The 18,811-nt window shown below is 69.7% G+C and carries 12 protein-coding genes and 3 pseudogenes; 1 reads left to right on the top strand and 14 read right to left on the bottom strand.

The genetic code is table 11. The features are described from left to right. Positions 1 to 25: 25 nt before the first annotated feature. The 9 genes from ACQEV8_RS39720 to betA all read right to left on the bottom strand — a co-directional run bounded on the left by ACQEV8_RS39720 (position 26) and on the right by betA (position 13,602). Positions 26 to 1,258 carry a sarcosine oxidase subunit beta family protein gene (locus ACQEV8_RS39720; RefSeq protein WP_432970917.1) on the bottom strand — a complete coding sequence of 411 codons (1,233 nt, stop codon included), beginning with the start codon at positions 1,256 to 1,258 and terminating at the stop codon, positions 26 to 28. Then, entirely contained in the window at positions 1,255 to 2,538 is a 1,284-nt protein-coding gene (gene glyA, locus ACQEV8_RS39715) for a serine hydroxymethyltransferase (protein WP_432970914.1), read from the bottom strand. The genes ACQEV8_RS39720 and glyA overlap by 4 nt, the downstream gene beginning before the upstream one ends. After that, positions 2,535 to 3,395, bottom strand: a complete 861-nt coding sequence (locus ACQEV8_RS39710) for a bifunctional methylenetetrahydrofolate dehydrogenase/methenyltetrahydrofolate cyclohydrolase (protein ID WP_432970911.1) — start codon at positions 3,393 to 3,395, stop codon at positions 2,535 to 2,537. The genes glyA and ACQEV8_RS39710 overlap by 4 nt, the downstream gene beginning before the upstream one ends. 120 nt (positions 3,396 to 3,515) lie before the next feature. Continuing rightward, the gene (locus tag ACQEV8_RS39705) at positions 3,516 to 5,954 is read right to left on the bottom strand and encodes a GcvT family protein (protein WP_432970908.1); all 2,439 of its coding nucleotides are present in this window, start codon (positions 5,952 to 5,954) and stop codon (positions 3,516 to 3,518) included. A 226-nt stretch (positions 5,955 to 6,180) separates the two neighbouring features. Continuing rightward, complete coding sequence (locus ACQEV8_RS39700) at positions 6,181 to 7,143, bottom strand: ABC transporter substrate-binding protein (RefSeq protein WP_432970905.1); 963 nt, start codon at positions 7,141 to 7,143, stop codon at positions 6,181 to 6,183. A 13-nt stretch (positions 7,144 to 7,156) separates the two neighbouring features. Continuing rightward, positions 7,157 to 9,166, bottom strand: a complete 2,010-nt coding sequence (locus tag ACQEV8_RS39695) for an ABC transporter permease (RefSeq protein WP_432970902.1) — start codon at positions 9,164 to 9,166, stop codon at positions 7,157 to 7,159. Further along, positions 9,166 to 10,254, bottom strand: coding sequence for a quaternary amine ABC transporter ATP-binding protein (locus ACQEV8_RS39690; protein WP_432970899.1), 1,089 nt, complete (start codon positions 10,252 to 10,254; stop codon positions 9,166 to 9,168). The genes ACQEV8_RS39695 and ACQEV8_RS39690 overlap by 1 nt, the downstream gene beginning before the upstream one ends. A gap of 19 nt (positions 10,255 to 10,273) precedes the next feature. Then, positions 10,274 to 11,743 carry an aldehyde dehydrogenase family protein gene (locus tag ACQEV8_RS39685; RefSeq protein ID WP_432970896.1) on the bottom strand — a complete coding sequence of 490 codons (1,470 nt, stop codon included), beginning with the start codon at positions 11,741 to 11,743 and terminating at the stop codon, positions 10,274 to 10,276. 197 nt (positions 11,744 to 11,940) lie between these two features. Further along, positions 11,941 to 13,602, bottom strand: a complete 1,662-nt coding sequence (gene betA, locus ACQEV8_RS39680; RefSeq protein ID WP_432970893.1) for a choline dehydrogenase — start codon at positions 13,600 to 13,602, stop codon at positions 11,941 to 11,943. 208 nt (positions 13,603 to 13,810) lie between these two features. On the opposite strand from betA, the gene ACQEV8_RS39675 reads away from it, so the two are divergent. Further along, a complete protein-coding gene (locus ACQEV8_RS39675; protein ID WP_432973330.1) occupies positions 13,811 to 14,557 on the top strand; it encodes an IclR family transcriptional regulator in 747 nt (248 codons plus the stop codon). 18 nt (positions 14,558 to 14,575) lie between these two features. Here the strand turns inward: ACQEV8_RS39675 and ACQEV8_RS39670 are convergent. The 5 genes and pseudogenes from ACQEV8_RS39670 to ACQEV8_RS39650 form a co-directional block, all read right to left on the bottom strand. Next, positions 14,576 to 15,645: pseudogene (locus ACQEV8_RS39670) on the bottom strand (aromatic ring-hydroxylating oxygenase subunit alpha). A gap of 65 nt (positions 15,646 to 15,710) precedes the next feature. After that, positions 15,711 to 16,873: pseudogene (locus ACQEV8_RS39665) on the bottom strand (NAD(P)/FAD-dependent oxidoreductase). Continuing rightward, entirely contained in the window at positions 16,870 to 17,232 is a 363-nt protein-coding gene (locus tag ACQEV8_RS39660; protein ID WP_432970890.1) for a bifunctional 3-phenylpropionate/cinnamic acid dioxygenase ferredoxin subunit, read from the bottom strand. Before ACQEV8_RS39660 ends, ACQEV8_RS39665 begins: the two are co-directional and overlap by 4 nt. A gap of 170 nt (positions 17,233 to 17,402) precedes the next feature. After that, entirely contained in the window at positions 17,403 to 18,314 is a 912-nt protein-coding gene (gene folP / locus ACQEV8_RS39655) for a dihydropteroate synthase (protein WP_432973327.1), read from the bottom strand. Between the two features lie 115 nt (positions 18,315 to 18,429). Continuing rightward, positions 18,430 to 18,766, bottom strand: a pseudogene (locus ACQEV8_RS39650) (chorismate-binding protein); the annotation flags it as partial. Positions 18,767 to 18,811: the final 45 nt, after the last annotated feature.

Genomic DNA, 18,811 nt, shown 5'->3' with positions numbered 1-18,811 from the left:
TCGGCTCCCAGAGCTTCCAGTGGTCCTAGTGGGCCACCGCGGCCGCGCCGTGCTCGTCGACGAGCGCGCCGGTGGTGAAACGGTCGAGCGAGAAGGGGGCGTTGAGGGCGTGCGGGGTGTCGTGGGCGATGGTGTGGGCGTAGACCCAGCCGACGCCCGGGGTGGCCTTGAAACCGCCGGTTCCCCAGCCGCAGTTGAGGTAGAGGTTGTCGACCGGGCTGAGGCCGACGATCGGTGAGGCGTCGGGGCTCACGTCGACGATGCCGCCCCAGGTGCGCAGGACATGGGCGCGGGCGAAGACCGGGAAGAGCTCCAGGGCCGCGGACATCTGATCCTGGATGATGTGGAAGGCGCCACGCTGGGTGTACGAGTTGTACGCGTCGACGCCCGCGCCCATCACCAGCTCGCCCTTGTGCGCCTGGCTGACGTACACATGGACCGCGTTGGACATCACGACCGTCGGGTGGACCGGCTCCAGCAGCTCCGAGACCAGCGCCTGCAACGGGTGGCTCTGGACGGGCAGTTCGATACCCGCCATGGCGGCCAGGACCGAGGTGTGGCCCGCCGAGCAGAGCGCGACCTTGCCCGCCGCGATCGGTCCCCGGGTGGTCCGGACTCCGACCACCCGGTTGTCGACCACGTCGAGGCCGGTGACCTCGCAGTTCTGGATGATGTCGATGCCGGCGGCGTCGGCGGAGCGGGCCAGGCCCCACGCCACGTGGTCGTGCTTGGCGATGCCCGCGCGTGGCTGGTAGGTGGCGCCCAGGACGGGGTAGCGCACGTCCGGGGAGATGTTGACGATCGGGCAGACGTCCTTGACGCCGTCCGCGTCGAGCCATTCGGCGTCCACTCCGTTGAGGCGGTTGGCCTCGACGCGGCGCACGCTGTCCCGGACGTCCTGGAAGCTGTGGGCGAGGTTCAGTACGCCGCGCTGGGAGAAGAGGATCGGGTAGTCGAGCTCGTCCGCCAGGCCCTCCCAGAGCTTGAGGGCGTGCTCGTAGATGCCTGCGCTCTCGTCCCAGAGGTAGTTGGAGCGGATGATCGTGGTGTTGCGGGCCATGTTGCCGCCCGCGAGCCAGCCCTTCTCCAGGACGGCGACGTTGGTGATGCCGTGGTTCTTCGCCAGGTAGTGGGCGGTGGCCAGGCCGTGGCCGCCGCCGCCCACGATGACGACGTCGTAGGAACGCTTCGGATCGGGGTTGCGCCACAGCCGGTCGGGGTGTTCGGGGAGCTCGGCGCCGGGGGTGCGGGGGCTCATCGGGCGTCTCCGGCTTCGGACAGGTGGGGGTAGAGCGGGTGCTTGGCGGCCAGTGCCTCCGTGCGGGCTCGCAGGGCGGCAACGTCCGGATCCGGCTGGAGGGCGAGGGCGATCACGTCCGCCACCTCGGCGAAGTCCGCCTCGGTGAAGCCGCGGGTGGCCAGGGCCGGGGTGCCGATGCGCAGGCCCGAGGTGACCATGGGCGGGCGCGGGTCGAAGGGCACCGCGTTGCGGTTGACGGTGATGCCGATCGCGTCGAGCAGGTCCTCGGCCTGGCGGCCGTCCAGCTCGGAGTCGCGCAGGTCGACCAGGACGAGGTGGACGTCCGTGCCTCCGGTCAGCACCTTCACCCCGGCCGCCGCCGCGTCCGCCTGGGTGAGGCGTTCGGCGAGGATGCGGGAGCCGGCGAGCGTCCGGGCCTGGCGTTCGGCGAACTCCGGTGTCGCGGCGACCTTGAACGACACCGCCTTCGCGGCGATGACGTGCTCCAGCGGGCCGCCCTGCATGCCGGGGAACACCGCCGAGTTGATCTTCTTGGCGAGGTCGGCCTCGTTGGTGAGGATGACGCCGCCGCGCGGACCGCCGAGGGTCTTGTGCGTGGTCGTGGTCGTGACGTGGGCGTGCGGTACGGGGCTGGGGTGCAGTCCAGCCGCCACCAGTCCCGCGAAGTGCGCCATGTCGACCATGAGCAGGGCGCCCACCTCGTCGGCGATCCTGCGGAAGGCCGCGAAGTCCAGCTGCCTGGGGTACGCCGACCAGCCAGCGATGATCATCTTGGGTCGGTGTTCCTTGGCGAGGCGTTCGACCTCGTCCATGTCGACCAGGTGGTCCGTCTCGGACACGTGGTACGGCACGACGTTGAGCATCTTGCCGCTGTAGTTGATGCGCATGCCATGGGTGAGGTGCCCGCCGTGCGCGAGGTCGAGACCGAGGACGGTGTCGCCGGGCTGGAGCAGGGCGAAGAAGACGGCGGTGTTCGCCTGGGCGCCCGAGTGCGGCTGCACGTTGGCGAACCCGGCGCCGAAGAGGGACTTGATCCGCTCGATGGCCAGCCGCTCGGTGACGTCGACGTGTTCGCAGCCGCCGTAGTACCGGCGGCCCGGGTAGCCCTCGGCGTACTTGTTGGTCGCGACCGAGCCCTGGGCCTCCATCACGGCGGAGGGCGCGAAGTTCTCGGAGGCGATCATCTCCAGGGTGGACTGCTGGCGGTGCAGCTCGGCGCGGAGCGCGGCATGGACCTCGGGGTCCAGCTCCGCCAGGGATGTGTTGAGCACGTTCATACGGCGTTCGCGTTCCTCTCGGCGGCCTCGACGACATTGGCGAGCAGCATGGCCCGGGTCATGGGGCCCACGCCCCCGGGCATCGGCGCGAGCCATCCGGCGACCTGTGCGGCGTCCGGGTGGATGTCACCGACCAGCCCCTGGTCGGTGCGGGTGATGCCGACGTCCAGGACGGCCGCGCCGGGGCGCAGCATGTCCTTGGTGATCAGTCCGGGCGAGCCGGCGGCCGCGATGACGATGTCCGCCTCTCGCGTGTGCCAGGCCAGGCCCTTGGTGCCGGTGTGGCAGAGGGTGACGGTCGCGTTCTCGGACCTGCGGGTGAGCAGAAGCCCGATGGGCCGGCCGACGGTGATGCCGCGCCCGATCACACACACCCGCGCTCCGGCGAGCGGCACGTCGTGGCGGCGGAGCAGTTCGACGATGCCGCGCGGGGTGCACGGCAACGGGGCCTCGACGCCCAGGACGAGCCGGCCGAGGCTGACGGGGTGCAGTCCGTCGGCGTCCTTGGCCGGGTCCATCCGTTCCAGCACGGCGTTGGCGTCGAGGTGGCGCGGCAGCGGCAATTGGACGATGTAGCCGGTGCAGGCGGGGTCGGCGTTGAGCTCGTCGACCGTCTCCTCGACCTGCCGCTGCGAGGCGTCGGCGGGCAGCTCCCGGCGGATGGAGGCGATACCCACCTGGGCGCAGTCGCGGTGCTTGCCGCCGACGTAGGCGCGACTGCCCGGGTCGTCACCGACCAGGACGGTGCCGAGCCCCGGAGCCCGACCGGTGGTGGCGGTCAACTTGGCCACACGCTCGGCGAGTTCCTGGCGGATCGCGGCGGCGGTGGCCTTGCCATCAAGGAGTTGTGCGGTCACTTGGGGAGCTCCTTCCAACGAGGTCGGCACTGAACGGGGCCCCGAAGGGGCGCGGGGCTGTGTCGATCAGCGGCTCCGCCGCGGGGCGCGACCAGCCACGACGCAGCCGCGGACGAAAACTCAGCCACGAAGACGGGACATCGCCGGATCGAACAACGGCTCATCGGCCACGACCGCCTCGACGGACTGGTCGAAGTACCCGATGTGTACGACCGTCCCCGGCTCCGCGAGCTCCGTCGGCAACCACGCATAGGCGATGCCCTTGCCGATCGTGTAGCCGTAAGCCGCACTCGTGACGTACCCGACCGCGCAGTCCCCGTCGTACACCGGCTCCTTGCCCATGACGACGGCCTTCGGGTCGTCGATCGTGAGGCAGGTCAGCTTCCGCCGGACATCGGCCTTGCGCCGCTCCAACGCCCCCTTCCCGATGAAGTCCTCCTTGTCGAGCTTGACCGCGAACCCGACCCCGGCCTCGTACGGGTCATGCTCGTACGTCATGTCCGTGCCGAAGGACCGGTAGCCCTTCTCCAAGCGGAGGCTGTTGAAGGCGCCCCGGCCGGCCACGATGCCGCCCAGCGGCTCGGCCGCCCGCCACAGCGTGTCCCACAGCTTCTGGCCGAGGTCAGCGGTGGTGTACAGCTCCCAGCCGAGCTCACCGACGTACGACAGCCGCATCGCCGTCACGGGCACGGAGCCGATGTGAGCGCGCTTGGCGCGGAAGTACTTCAGGCCGGTCGCCGAGAAGTCGGCGTCGGTGAGCGGCTGGAGGACGTCCCGGGCGCGTGGTCCCCACAGGCCGATGCAGCAGGTGCCGGGGGTGATGTCGCGGACCTGGACCGTGCCGTCGGCAGGGAGGTGACGGGTGAACCAGTCGAGGTCCAGGTTGCCGTTGGCGCCGACCTGGAAGAGGCCGGGGGCCAGCCGGGCGACGGTGACGTCGCTGCGGATGCCACCGTCGTGGTCGAGGAGCAGCGTGTACGTCACCGAGCCGACGGACTTGGCGACCTTGCCGGTGCACAGCCGCTCCAGGAACTCGGCGGCACCACGCCCGCTGACCTCGAGCCGTTTGAGGGCCGTCATGTCGTACATCGCGACGGTCTCGCGGGTGGTCTGGGCCTCGGCGCCGACGATGGGCGACCAGTACTGCGCGGCCCACTCGTTGGGGGTGACGATGGAACGGCCTTCGACCAGGCCCGCGTTGGCCTCGTACCACTGGGGCCGCTCCCAGCCGTTCGCCTCCAGGAAGAAGGCGCCCCGCTCCTGCTGGCGGGTGTGGAACGGGCTGGTGCGGATCGGGCGCGGGTCGCCCGACGGCTGCAGCGGGTGCAGGATGTCGTAGACCTCGACGAAGTTCTGGCAGTCGCGGGCCAGCACGTACTCCGGCGACAGCTGGTGCGGCTCGAAGCGGTTGACGTCGCACTCGTGCAGGTCGAACGAGGAGCAGTAGCCGTCGACCAGCCACTCGGCCATGGCCTTCCCGACACCCGCGGAGTGCGTGACCCAGACGGCCTCGGCGACCCAGAAGCCCTTGACGTCCGGGGACTCGCCGAGCAGCGGCAGGCCGTCGGTGGTGAAGGAGAACAGGCCGTTGATGCCCTCCTCGACCTTGGCGTCCTTCGTCGCGGGGAGCAGTGACTGCGTCTCGCTCCAGGCCTCCTCGAAGTCCTCCTCGGTGAACTTCAGGACGGAGGGCATCTCCTCGGCCTCGTCCACGGAGAGGATGTCGTCGGCGGAGATCGGCATCGGGCGGTGGCCGTAGTAGCCGATGCCCAGGCCGTCGAAGCGGTCGCGGTAGTAGAGGTCGGCGTCCTGGTGGCGCAGGATCGGGCGGACCGCCTCCTGCGTCTGGCCCGCCAGGGCCGGTACCGGGCCCGTCCAGGCGAGCTGGTGGCCGAGCGGTGTGAGCGGGAGGTTCATGCCGGCCATGCGGGCGATCTTCGGCCCCCAGATGCCGGCGCAGCACACGACGATGTCGGCGGGGATCTCGCCCTGGTCGGTGAGGACGCCGGTCACCTCGCCCTCGGCCCGCTGGACGTCGAGGACTTCGTGCCGGGCGAGGAAGCGCACGCCGCGCTCGGTCGCCCGGCGGATCTGTGCCTCGACGGCGAGGACGGCCTTCGCGAGGCCGTCCGTCGGCACGTGGAGGCCGGCGAGGACCTTGTCCGGGTCGACGAGCGGGTGCTGTTCGAGGCACTCCTCGGTGTTCAGCAGCCGGGACTCGATGCCCCAGGAGGCGAGCCAGCCGTGGCGCCGCTGCAGTTCCTTGACGCGCTCGGGGCTGGTCGCCACCTCCAGGCCGCCGACCTGGAGGAAGCAGGGCTGCCCGTCGACGTCGAGCGAGCAGAACTTCTCGACGGTGTAACGGGCCATCTCGGTCATGGTCTTGGAGGGGTTGGTCTGGAAGACCAGGCCCGGGGCGTGCGACGACGAGCCCCCGGTGGCGGGCAGCGGGCCCTGGTCGACCACGGTCACTTCGGTCCAGCCTCGCGCGGAGATCTCGTCGGCGAGCGCTGCCCCCACGACGCCCGCTCCGATGATGACCACCCGGGGTCCCGCCATCGCCGCACCTCCGACGTTGAAAGCGTCCAGTTGCTGTCTGCGCAACAAGGTTCAGGTTGCGCAACTCAATGTGCCCGCCGTGAATCGGCGTGTCAAGGGGTGCGAGACACCGGAAAAGCACCCGGCGGCGACAGGGAGGAATCAGCGGAAAACGACAAGGCCCGGCAGGCTGATCACACAGCCTGCCGGGCCTCTTGGGCGGGAATCACACGGGCGGTCGTACGCCCTACTTGATCCAGGCGTCGACCTTGTCGCGGTTGGCCTCGACCCACTTCTTCGCTGCCGCCTCGGGCGCCATCTTGTCCACCGCGATGTACTTGGCGACGGTGTTCTGGTCGTCGTTCGTCCAGGTGAACTTCTTCACCAGGTCATAGGCCGGGCTGCCCGACTTGGCGAACTTGGCGCTGACGATCTTGTCGAGCTCGTACACGGGGTAGTCGCACGCGACCTTCTCGGCGTCGGCGTCGCAGCCCGTCTTGTACTCGGGCAGGCTGACCTTCTTCAGCGGCACCTCTGACATGAACCACTGCGGCTCGTAGAAGTAGCCGATCACCCACTGCTTGTTCTTCTCGGCGTTGCGGTAGGCCTGGATGAGCGCGGTCTCGCTGCCCGCGTACACCACCTTGAAGTCCAGCTTGAGGTTCTTCACCAGCGCCTCGTCGTTGGTGACGAACGACGGGTCGCCGTCGAGGAGCTGCCCCTTGCCGCCCGACTCGGAGGTCTTGAACTTCGAGGCGTACTTGTTGAGGTTGTTCCAGTCGGTGATGTCCGGGTGCGCCTTCGCCAGCCACGGCGGCACGTACCAGCCGATGAGGCCCTTGTTGCCGGTCGGGCCGGCCTCGACGGCCGTCTTCTGGTCGGTGATGTACTTCTTCTTCAGGTCGTCGTGGCCCCAGTTCTCGACGACGGCGTCGACCTCGCCCGTCCCGAAGCCCTGCCAGGCGACCTCCTCCTTCAGGTCCTTCTGCTCGACCTTGCAGCCGAGGTCGTGCTCCGCGACGTACGCGAGGACCGCCGCGTTCGCCTCGTAACCCACCCACGGATTGATCGCGAGGTTGAAGGTGCCGCACTTGCCCGAGCTGTCCGAACCGCCCGCGCTGTCGTCGCCGACCTTCGCGCCCCCGCAGGCCGTGAGGGTGAGACCGAGGACGGCCAGGCCGGCCGCGCCGGCTCTCCAGTGTCGTGCCATGGTGAGGTGCTCCTTATGCGCCGGCGCGGCGAGCCGCTGCCTGAGTGATCCGGTCGAACATGACTCCCAGCAGGACGATGGCGAGACCGGCCGCCAGTCCCTTGCCGTACAGCTGGCCCTGCGAGAACCCGGCCACGACGTCGTAGCCGAGGGCGCCCGCTCCCACCAGGCCGCCGACGACGACCATCGAGAGCACGTAGATGAGGCCCTGGTTGGTCGCGAGGGTCAGGGCGCCTCGCGACATGGGCAGTTGCACCTTGGTGATGATCTGCCAGGTGTTGCACCCGGTGGACGTCGCCGCTTCGACGGTGGTCTCGGGCACGGCCCGCACCCCATCGGCGATGATCTTGATGGCGACGGGCGCCGCGTAGACGATGGCGGCGACGATGGCCGTGAACCGTGTCGCGCCGAACAGCGCGAGGAACGGCACGAGGTAGACGAACGGCGGCATGACCTGGGCCGCGTCCAGGGAGGGCCTGAGCAGCCGGTCCACGAGAGCGCTGCGCCCCATCCACACCCCGAGGGCGACGCCGAGCAGCATCACCAGCACCGTCGCCACGGCGGTGGACGCCAGCGTCGTCATGGCGTCCGACCACACGCCGGTACCGACCAGCAGACCCACGCACACGACGGTCGTGGCCCCGGCCCGCCATCCACCGAGCACCGACCCGAGCGCGACGAGGGCGACGCCGACGAGCCACCACGGGGAATCGGTCAGCAGGGTCTGGAACGGGTTGAGCAGGCCGTTGGTGAGGACGTCACGGAAGGCGTTGGTCAGCCCTGCCAGATTGTCCTGCGCCCAGGTGGTCACGTCGGTCGCCGCCTTGGCGATGGTGCTGCCGGTGCCGCCCTCGCCGGGGAACTCGGCCGCCCACACATACATGTGCGACAGGTACACCAGCACCGCCGCCGCCACTCCCCCGGCCACCAGCAGGTGCCGCCGCCACTTGAGGAAGGGACTGTCCGAGCCGCGGGCTGTGTCCGCCCGTCCGCTGGCCGCCGTGGTGACCCGGTCCAGCACGATGGCCAGGACGACGATGGCCAGACCGGCGTTGAACGCCGTGCCGACGTCCAGCGACTGCAGGGCCTGGACGACGGTCGCTCCGAGGCCGGGCGCGTTGATCAGGGCGGCGATGGTCACCATGGCCAGGGCGGCCATGATGGTCTGGTTGACGCCCATCACCACGGTCCGTTTGGACATCGGCAGCAGGACCTTCAGCAGCGCCTGCCGCCGCGTCGCGCCCATGGAGTCCGCCGCCTCGACGGTGGTCTCCGGTACCGAGCGGATGGCGTGCGCGGTGATGCGGATCGCCGGTGGTGCCGCGTAGATCGCGGTGGCGATCGTGGCGGAGGCCGGGCCGATCAGGAAGAACAGGGTCAGGGGGGCCAGGTAGACGAAGGTCGGCATCGTCTGCATGAAGTCCAGGAACGGCGTCACGATCCGGTGGCACCGGTCGGACATTCCGGCCCACACACCCAGCGGGATCGCGAACAGCAGCGCCACGAAGACGGCGGAGACCGTGAGCGCCAGGGTGTCCATGCTCTCCTGCCACAGGCCCTGAAGGCCGAGGAAGGTGAACCCGGCCACCGTCAGCAGCGCGACCCTCCAGTTGCCCACGGCCCATGAGACGTATCCGGCGACGCCGACGACACCGAGCCAGCCGATCTGCGGTACAGGCCGGCCCGGGGTCGGCTGTGAGATCAGCTCCTGGACGAAGGTCACGAGGGAGTCGATGACCAGGCGGATCTCGTTGAAGAAGTAGAGGAAGAGCGGGTTGGAGTTGCGGTTCGCGCCGATCGAGTCGTTGACGTCGTTGAACCACCGGTGCAGATCGGTCAGGTCCGCCGCCGCGAGGGTCAGGGTCTGCCTGCCCTTCAGCAGGGCGAAGAGCACCAGCCAGACGACCAGGATCGCGGCCACGATCATGGAGCGGCTGACCTTGGGCACACGCCGGGCGGGAGCGGGCGGCTCCTCGGTCCCGGTTCTCTCGGGTCTCTCTGTCTTCTCCACGGCGACGGTCATCACGCGTCGCCTTCCTGCCCGGCGACGACCGCGAGGATCTCCTCGTCGCCGACGATGCCGAGCAGCTTGCCGTTCTCGACGACCTTGGCCGGTTTCTCGGCCGCGAGCACCGCCCGGGTGGCCTCCTTCACCACCACGTCCGGGCCCAGCTCGGGACCGTCCAGGGGGTCGTCGGGCTCCGCCGGACGCATGATCCACCTCAGGGTCAGCACATCACCGCGGGGCACGTCTCTGACGAAGTCGCGTACGTAGTCGTCGGCGGGGGCGCCGACCAGTTCGTCGCCGGTGCCGCACTGGACCATCCGGCCGTCGCGCATGATGAGGATGCGGTCACCCAGCCGCAGCGCCTCGGACAGGTCGTGGGTGATGAACACCATCGTCTTGCCGACCTCGTGGTGCAGGCGGACGACCTCGTTCTGCATGTCACGGCGGATCAGCGGGTCGAGCGCCGAGAACGGCTCGTCGAAGAGGAGGACGTCAGGGTCGCCGGCCAGGGCGCGGGCGAGGCCGACGCGCTGCTGCATGCCGCCGGAGAGCTGGTCGGGGTAGGAGTTCTCATACCCGGAGAGGCCGACGAGTTCGACGACCTCCAGCGCACGCTTGGTGCGCTCGGCTCTGCTCATGCCGCGGATCTCCAGACCGAACGACACGTTGTCGACGACCCGGCGGTGCGGCAGCAGCCCGAAGTGCTGGAAGACCATGGAGAACTTGCTGCGGCGCAGTTCGCGCAGGCGGCCCGCGTCCGCATCACGGATGTCCTCCCCCTCGAAGAGGATCTCGCCGGCGGTGGGCTCGATGAGCCGGGTCAGACAGCGCACCAGGGTGGACTTGCCGGAGCCGGACAGGCCCATGACGACGAACACCTCGCCGGGCGCGACCTCGAAGTGCACGTCGCGCACGGCGGCGGTGCATCCGGTGCGGTCCATCAGTTCGCGGCGGGTGAGCCCGCGCAGTTCCTCGGAGCCGGGCACCCGGTCCGCCTTCGGCCCGAACACCTTCCACAGCTCGTGCACGGAGATGACCGGGGTGGGAGCCGAGTCCTGGGGCGTGTCGCGCCGCCGCGGCACCTCGGTCGTTGCTGGGGTCATGTTCGACCTCTTTCGGCGTTCAGCCGCGGAACCAGTGCTGCGGCCGGGGTTGGATGTTCTGCCAGATGTGTTTGGGCTCCCGGTACTCGTCCAGGCCGGTCGGTCCCAGCTCCCGGCCCACGCCGGAGTGCCCGAACCCGCCCCATTCCGCCTGCGGTACATAGGGGTGGTAGTCGTTGATCCACACCGTGCCGTGGCGCAGCCGGCGGGCGACCCGCTGGGCCTTGCCGGCGTCCTGCGTCCAGACGGCGCCTGCGAGTCCGTACTCGGTGTCGTTGGCGATGCGTACGGCGTCGTCCTCGTCGGTGAAGCGCTCCACGGTGAGCACGGGCCCGAAGGACTCCTCGTGGACCACGCGCATGTGCTGACCGCACTCGTCGAGCACGGTGGGCGGGTAGAAATGGCCGTTCGCCAGGGCCGGGTCGTCGGGACGTTCGCCCCCGCAGCGCAGGACGGCACCCTCGGCGATCCCGGAGGCGACATAGGCCTCGACCTTCGTCAAGTGCTGTGCGGAGATCAGCGCTCCGGTGTCGGCCTGTGGATCGAAGGGGCCACCGAGCCGGATCCGCCGGGCGCGGCGGACGACCTCGTCGACGAACCGGTCGTGCAGCGAGTCCTCGACGATCAGCCGGGCACCTGCCGAGCAGACCTGCCCGGAATGCAGAAAGACGGCCGTGAGAGCGAAGTCCACGGCCGTCTCGAAGTCGGCGTCTGCGAAGACGACATTGGGGTTCTTGCCACCGAGTTCCAGGGCGACCTTCTTCACGGTCGCGGCGGCGGTGGCCATGATGCGTCTGCCGGTGTCCAGGCCGCCGGTGAAGGAGACCATGTCGACGGCGGGGTGCTCGGCGAGCGGTGCGCCCACCTCGGGCCCGGTCCCCAGGACGAGGTTGGCGGCTCCGTCCGGGAGTCCGGCCTCCTCCAGGGCCCGTATCAGCAGGATCGAGGTGGAGGGGGTGAGTTCGCTCGGCTTGAGGACGATCGTGTTGCCTGCGAGGAGTGCCGGGGCGACCTTCCAGCTCGCCTGCAGCAGCGGGTAGTTCCAGGGCGTGATCAGTCCGCACACGCCGATCGGCTCGTACTCGACGCGGCTGACCGCGTCCTCGCGGCCGGTGTCGATCACCCGGCCGGCGACGGTGCCGCCGAGCCCTCCGTAGTGGCGGAGGCAGGAGACGACGTCGGCGATGTCGTACTCGCTCTCCACCAGCCGCTTGCCGGTGTCCAGCGACTCGGCGCGGGCGAACGCGTCGGCGTCGCGTTCGAGGATGTCGGCGGTGCGCAGGAGGAGCGCGCCGCGCTCACGCTCGGGGGTACGCGGCCAGGGTCCTTCGTCGAAGGCGCGGCGGGCCGCTGCGACGGCCGCCTCGGCGTCGGGGCGGGTGCCTTCGGACACGGTCACGGAGAGCGTGCCGTCGGCGGGACAGCGGATGTCCCGGTGCCCTCCGGCCAGCGGATCCCGCCACTTTCCATCCACGAACAGGTCTGCCACGTCGGGAGCCCTTCGAGCGAATCGCGTTGCGCATCGCGCACCGTATTGCTTGTGGTGGAACACTCTGCGGAAGGCGGGAACCCACGTCAAGGGGTTGGCCGATGACGGTTCCGCCAAGGAGACAGCCCGGAGAACAGGACGCCGGCAGGCCCGGAGCACCTCGTGTCCGGGCCGATCGGCTGTATGAAAACTGCAGGTTACGCGCTTGCGTCGCGGTAGCGGTAGTACGCGGCGGCAGAAGGCGGCAGCGGCTCCTTGCCGAGGATGAGGTCGGCAGCCTTCTCCGCGATCATCATCACCGGCGCGTATATGTTGCCGTTGGTGATGTAGGGCATGACGGACGCGTCCACGACCCGCAGCCCCTCCACCCCGTGCACCCGCAGATCGGCCGGGTCCACGACCGCCATCTCGTCGGTGCCCATCTTGCAGGTGCATGACGGATGCAGCGCGGTCTCGCCGTCCTGGGCGACCCAGGTGAGGATCTCCTCGTCGGTCTCGACGGACGGTCCGGGTGAGATCTCCCCGGCGTTGTACGGAGCCATGGCGGGCTGGTTGAGCAGCCTGCGGGCCACCCTGACGGCCTCGACCCACTCGCGGCGGTCCTGCTCGGTGGACAGGTAGTTGAAGCGCAGCGCGGGGTGCTCGGCAGGGTCCTTGCTCTTGATCTTCACCGAGCCGATGGCGTCGGAGTACATGGGCCCCACATGCACCTGATATCCGTGTCCGCCGGCGGGGACGGAGCCGTCGTAGCGGGCCGCGACGGGCAGGAAGTGGAACATCAGGTTGGGGTAGTCCACGTCCTCGTTGCCGCGGATGAAGCCGCCCGCCTCGAAGTGGTTGGTCGCGGCGGGGCCCTTACGGAAGAGCCACTGCAGCCCGATGAACGGAGCGCGCCACTTCGCGAGGTGCGGCTGCATGGAGACGGGCTGCTTGCAGGCGTACTGGATATACACCTCCAGGTGGTCCTGGAGGTTCTCGCCGACGCCCGGCAGATCGTGTACGACGTCGATGCCGAGCGCGCGCAGTTCCTCGGCGTTGCCGACGCCGGAGAGCTGGAGCAGCTGCGGGGAGTTGATCGCGCCTCCGCAGAGGATGACCTCACCGGCACGCACCTGCCGGGGTCCGCCACGGCCGCGCCGGTACTCGACTCCGACGGCCCGCCTGCCTTCGAAGAGGACACGGGTGACCAGGGCGCGTGTGGTGACAGTGAGATTGGGTCGCTTCCGCACGGGCTTGAGGTACGCCTTCGCGGCCGACAGTCGGCGCCCCCGATGGACGTTGCGGTCGAACCTGGCGAACCCTTCCTGCCGGTAGCCGTTCACGTCGTCGGTGGGAGGGTGGCCCGCCTCCTCGGTGGCTTTGAGGAAGCCCTCGAAGAGCGGGTTGGTCCCCGGACCGCGTTCGAGGACGAGGGGGCCGTCGTGACCGCGGAACTCGTCGTCCGGGTCGGCGGCGAGACAGTTCTCCATCCGCCGGAAGTACGGCAGACAGTGCGCGTAGTCCCAGGTTTCCATGCCGGGGCCGGACGCCCAGCGCTCGTAGTCCATGGGGTTGCCGCGCTGGAAGATCATGCCGTTGATGCTGCTGGAACCACCCAGCACCTTGCCTCGCGCGTGGTAGACGCGCCGGCCGCCCATGTGGGGCTCGGGTTCGGATTCGTACTTCCAGTCGTAGAACCGGCTGCCGATCGGGTAGGTCAGCGCCGCCGGCATGTGGATGAAGACGTCCCAGGGGTAGTCGGATCTGCCCGCCTCCAGGACCAGCACCCGGTTACCGGGGTCTGCCGAGAGCCGGTTGGCCAGTGCACTGCCGGCCGATCCACCACCGACGATGACGAAGTCGTACTGCAAGTGAGCCATGGGGCCTCGTCTCGCTCGCGCCGTAGAGAATGCGCGGCATGTTATTACTGGTAGCACCATGCGCACCAGGTTGCGGACAGCGCAACTTCCGAAGAGTCCATACCAAGCTGTGACCTGCACAGCTGCCGCCTATGTTTATCGCCCGTATAGTTGCGCTGTGAGCAACTACCATCCGGATTCCGAAACGACAAGTGCGCCGACCGGTGGGGTGCAGTCCGTCGACCGCGCCATCACGGTGCTGGAAATCCTGGCCCGGCGCGGCGAGGCCGGCGTCAGCGAGGTGGCCGCTGAGATCGATGTCCACAAGTCCACCGCGTTCCGGCTGCTCGGTGCTCTGGAGATGCGCGGGCTGGTGGAGCAGGCGGGCGAGCGCGGCAAGTACCGCCTCGGTTTCGGTATCGTCCGCCTCGCCGGCGCGGTCACGGGACGCATCGACATCACCCAGCAGAGCCGGCCGGTCTGCGAGCGTCTCGCCCAGGAGATCGGCGAGACCGTGAACCTCGCCGTGATGCAGGAGCAGTACGCGATCAACCTGTACCAGGTGCGGGGTCCGGGTGCCATCACAGCGTTCAACTGGGTCGGCCAGCTGACTCCGCTGCACGCCACCTCCAGCGGCAAGATCCTGCTGGCCCACATGCCCGCGAAGGAGCGTCACACGCTGCTGTCGGAGGCCGGCCTGAAGAAGATGACACCCCGCACCCTGACCGCGAAGACCAAGCTGGAGAAGAATCTCGCCGAGGCTCTCGAGCGGGGCTACTCCTGGACCCTGGAGGAGTTCGAGGTAGGGCTCCACGCCATGGCCGCTCCGGTCCGCAACCGGGACGGAGAGGTCATCGCGGCGCTCAGCGCCTCCGGACCCGCGTACCGCCTCACCGAGGACCGTATGTACGACCTCGCTCCGGTGCTGGTCAAGGGCGCGGACGAGATCAGCCATCGCATGGGCTACCTGGGCTGAGCCCGTCGGGGGCCGCCGCTACAGCGGCCGTGCCGCGCCCAGACGCTCCTGGACGAAGGCGTGGAACTCCCGATGTGGTGCTCGCTGGGCACGAGCACACCGCCCTTGGCATAGAGCCGGGAGCTCATCGCGGGCTGACAGCGCTCGCACGCGTCGAAGTCCTGCCGGTTGACGCGGTCGAACAGCTCCACTGACCGGCTGACGTCCTTCCGCTCTCGACGACGTGCTGGAGACAGAGCCAGTCACGACGATCGTGCGATCCGCGGCGACCGGGTACATCCGGTGAAAGATCACATGGTCGGGCACAAGGTTGATGAACACCTGCGGCCGGACGGTGATCGCGTAGTAACGGCGGTCCTGGTCCTCGCTGATGCCCGGAATGCGGCCCAGTCCCTCGGAGCCGTCGACCGTGAAGCCCTTGACCTCCGAACCGAACTCCGCGCCGTGCCCCACGTAGTCCTGGGCGGCGTAGCCGTCGGCGAACTCGGGGAGCACCTCGGTGAGCTCGGGGTGAATCGTGGCGCAGTGATAGCACTCCATGAAGTTCTCGACGATGAGTTTCCAGTTCGCCCTGACGTCGTAGACGATCCGCTCGCCGACTTCGAGGTTGTCGATGTCGTAGCGCTCGATCGCCTCGGCGTCCCCGAGTCTGGCCACCACATCCCGCACGACCTCGTGGAAGGGCGGCGGGTTCCCGGCCAGGCACACCCACACGTAGCCGAGCCATTCATGCGTGGCCACGCTCGCCAGGCCGTACCGGTCAGGTCGTACGTCCAGGCGTGGTAGGGGCACTGGAAGGCGCGCTTGACCTCGCCGGACTCCGCCGTGCAGAGCTTGGCCCCGCGATGCCGGCAGACGTTGAGGAAGGCGCGTATGGAATGGTCCCGTGCACGGGTGACGAGGATGCTCTCGCGGCCCACCTCGACGGTCCGGAAGGCACCGGGCCGGGGGAGGTCGGCGGAGCGCACGACGCAGAACCACATCGCTTCGAAGATGTGTTCCTGCTCCTGGGCGAAGATCTCCGTGTCCGTGTAGGAGGACCCGGGGAGAGTGGCGATCAGGCTGTCCGGCAGGCCGGTCGAGGTCACTGTGCACTCCTCGGTGAACGTCGTGGGTCGGTCCGTGCACGCGCCGGGGAGAGCGGTCGGCGCTGTCAGGACGCCGTGGCTGCGAGCTGCTTGCGCCAGCGCATGAACAGCCGCGGCTGGTTCATCCCGAGTACGGCGACCGGGTGTCCGGCACGCCGGTAGACGGCCAGGACGTTGCGCTCGTCAGGGGTGCCTTCCTCGATCGTCACGCTGTCGGCACGCGTCGCGTGACCGGCGAACTGGATCTTCACGCCGTACTGGTCCGACCAGAAGTACGGCGGCCGGGGTATCCCCGGTGCCGATTCCCCCAGGACAGCAGGGCCGCCACGGCCGCGTCGGGGCGCTCCCGCGCACCGGTCCAGTGCTCGACACGCCGGTGGCTGCCCGCGCGCGGGTCGTACCAGGATGCGCAGTCTCCCACCGCGACCACTCCGGGCATGCTGGTGCGGCCGTCGGCACCGCAGGTGACGCCGTCGTCGAGCTCGATGCCGGAACCTCGCAGCCAGTCGACGCAGGGACGCGCGCCGACACCCACGACGACGACGTCGGCGGGGATGCTGCGGCCGTCCTCGAGCAGGACGGCGTCGACCCGGGTCTCGCCGCTCAGGCCCTTGACCCCCACACCGCACAACAGGCGTACGCCGTGGTCCATGTGGAGGGCGGAGACGAGGCCGCCCATGGTCGCGCCGAGCGGTCCGGCAAGCGGCGTGGGCGCCGCCTCGACGACGGTCACGTCGAGTCCGAGAGCGCAGGCGGTGGAAGCGACTTCGGCGCCGACGAATCCGCCGCCGATCACGACCAGCCTTCCGCCCTGGGCCAGTTCGTCCCGCAGGGCGCGGGCGTCGTCGAGCGTGCGCAGGGTGTGCACTCCGGCCAGACCGTCCATGCCCGGAAGGGTCCGGGCGGCCGCGCCGGTGGCGATGACGATGCCGTCGGCCCGCACGTCCCGGCCGTCGAGGAGCCGCACGGCGCGGGGCGCCGTGTCGAGTCCGACGGCACGGGTCCCGAGCAGCCACTCGGCCCCCAGGTTCTCGTCCTCCGGCTCCAGCGCCAGCTCGGCCTCGCCGATGTCACCGGACAGGAACTCCTTGGACAAGGGCGGCCTGTCGTACGGTCGGTGGATTTCGTCCCCGATGACGACCAGCCGGCCGTCGTACCCCTGTTTCCGCAGTGAGCGCGCCGCTGACAGACCTGCCAGCGACGCGCCCACCACGGCGACCGTCCTCACGCGACCCCTCCGGCGAGGCGGGCCGCGATGCACGGAGGCAGGTTGGGGGCTGCCGTGGACAGCCGGACGTAGATCATGCCGTCCTCGATGAAGACCTCATGGGTGCGCACCGGGAGCTTGGCCGGCGGGGCGTCGACGGCTCCGGTCTTGAGGTTGAACTTCGAGGCGTGCAGCGGGCATTCGACCTCACCCCCCTCCAGCCAGCCGTCGGCGAGCGAGGCGTCCTGGTGGGTGCAGGTGTCGTCGATGGCGAAGAGTTCGCCGTCATCGGTGTGGAACACCGAGACCGGCGGGTCGATGTCGAGCCTGTGGGCCTCGCCTCGGGGCAGATCCACGAGACGGCACGCGGGAATCATCATGACACTCCGGGTGCGTATAGCGAAACGGATTGCGGTGAACGCAACGCCAGTTTGGAGGCGGCCTCAAACCCTTGTCAAGAAGTTCACGGGAGGTGGAACCCGCCGATTTCGTGTTGCCTGTCACGCAACGCCCTGCGCCATGGGAAACAGCAGGCGGCGAGGGGCACCTCTCAGATCAGGGGCGCCGGCGGCGCTGGGGCGTCGGCCTCGACGCCCCAGCGGGCGGCCACGCGCACCGCGTCCGCGGTCGAGGCGACGTCATGGACGCGCACGCACCAGGCGCCCTGCGCGGCGGCCAGGACCGACACCGCGGACGTGGCCGCGTCCCGCAGGTGCGGCGGCCGGGGCCGGCCCGTCTCGGGGTCCGTCAGCAGGTGACCCAGAAAGGACTTCCGTGCCGCCCCCACGAGGACCGGTCTGCCGAGAGCGGTGATCTCCGGGAGGCGGGCGAGCAAGCGCCAGTTGTGATCGGCGTGCTTGGCGAAACCCAGCCCCGGGTCGACGATGAGACAGTCCGGCGGGATACCTGCGTCCAGAGCGGCTTCGAGTCTCGCACGCAGCTCGCCGACCACGTCGGTGACGACGTCGTCGTAGACGGCGTTCGCCTGCATGCCGACGGAGTGCCCGCGCCAGTGCATGACCACGTACGGCGTGCCTGCCCCCGCCATCAGCGGCAGCATCGCCGGGTCGGCGAGTCCGCCCGAGACGTCGTTGACCAGCGCGGCGCCGGCCTCGACGGCACGGGAGGCGACCTCGGCCCGCATGGTGTCGACGCTGACGGCCGCGCCCGCGGCGGCGAGTTCGCGGACGACCGGCAGCACGCGCCGCGACTCCTCCTCGGGTGTCGGACGCGCGGCGCCGGGCCGGGTCGACTCTCCTCCCACATCCAGGATGTCCGCACCCTCGTCCAGCAGCGCGAAACCGTGTGCGACGGCGCGGCCGGAGTCGAACCACCGCCCACCGTCGGAGAACGAGTCGGGCGTGACGTTCACGACGCCCATCACCAGGGTCCGGCCGGGGCGCGGGAGGCCTCGCGGGCACGGAGCCGGAGCGGCCTGACCCGGCCGGGCGGCGGCGCTCATGCGAGGGAGAGCGAACAGGCGACGGGGCATGCGGGACTCACCATGGGACCTCGTTGCGCATAAGGGAACATCTTGCGATGTGTGCAACGAGTTTGGAGAGGGCCGCGCGGCACTGTCAAGGCAGCTGGAGGGCCGGCGCCTGCCGCTGCGGTCCCGGGGCCGGAGTCGGCAGCCGGGAGGCCTTCAGGCCGGTCCCGTCCCACTCCCGCTCGAGGTCGGACCCCCAGGTGATTCCGGCGTCCGTGCCGAAGCACGGCACGGACCCTCCCGGGGCGGAGCGGTGGAACCAGAAGGTGCGGATGCCCACGGCCGGTTCACCAATCCTCGGACCAGCCCGCGCCTTCCGCCGGTTCCCCGCGCACGGTGGGGACGAGACGCACCTCGGCGGGGACGAGAGGCACCAGCCCCGGGTGGGGCCAAACGGCACCCAGTGCCGCCGTACGTCCGGGGTCTGTCGCCCGTTCCGGGCTCGGGGCCGGTGCGTAGCCGGGACGGCC

Source organism: Streptomyces sp. CA-179760, from assembly GCF_050937045.1.
In the GTDB taxonomy this organism is placed as follows: Bacteria; Actinomycetota; Actinomycetes; order Streptomycetales; family Streptomycetaceae; genus Streptomyces.
The sequence above is the reverse complement of the archived record's forward strand: the minus strand, read 5'-3'. Positions and strand labels throughout refer to the sequence as shown.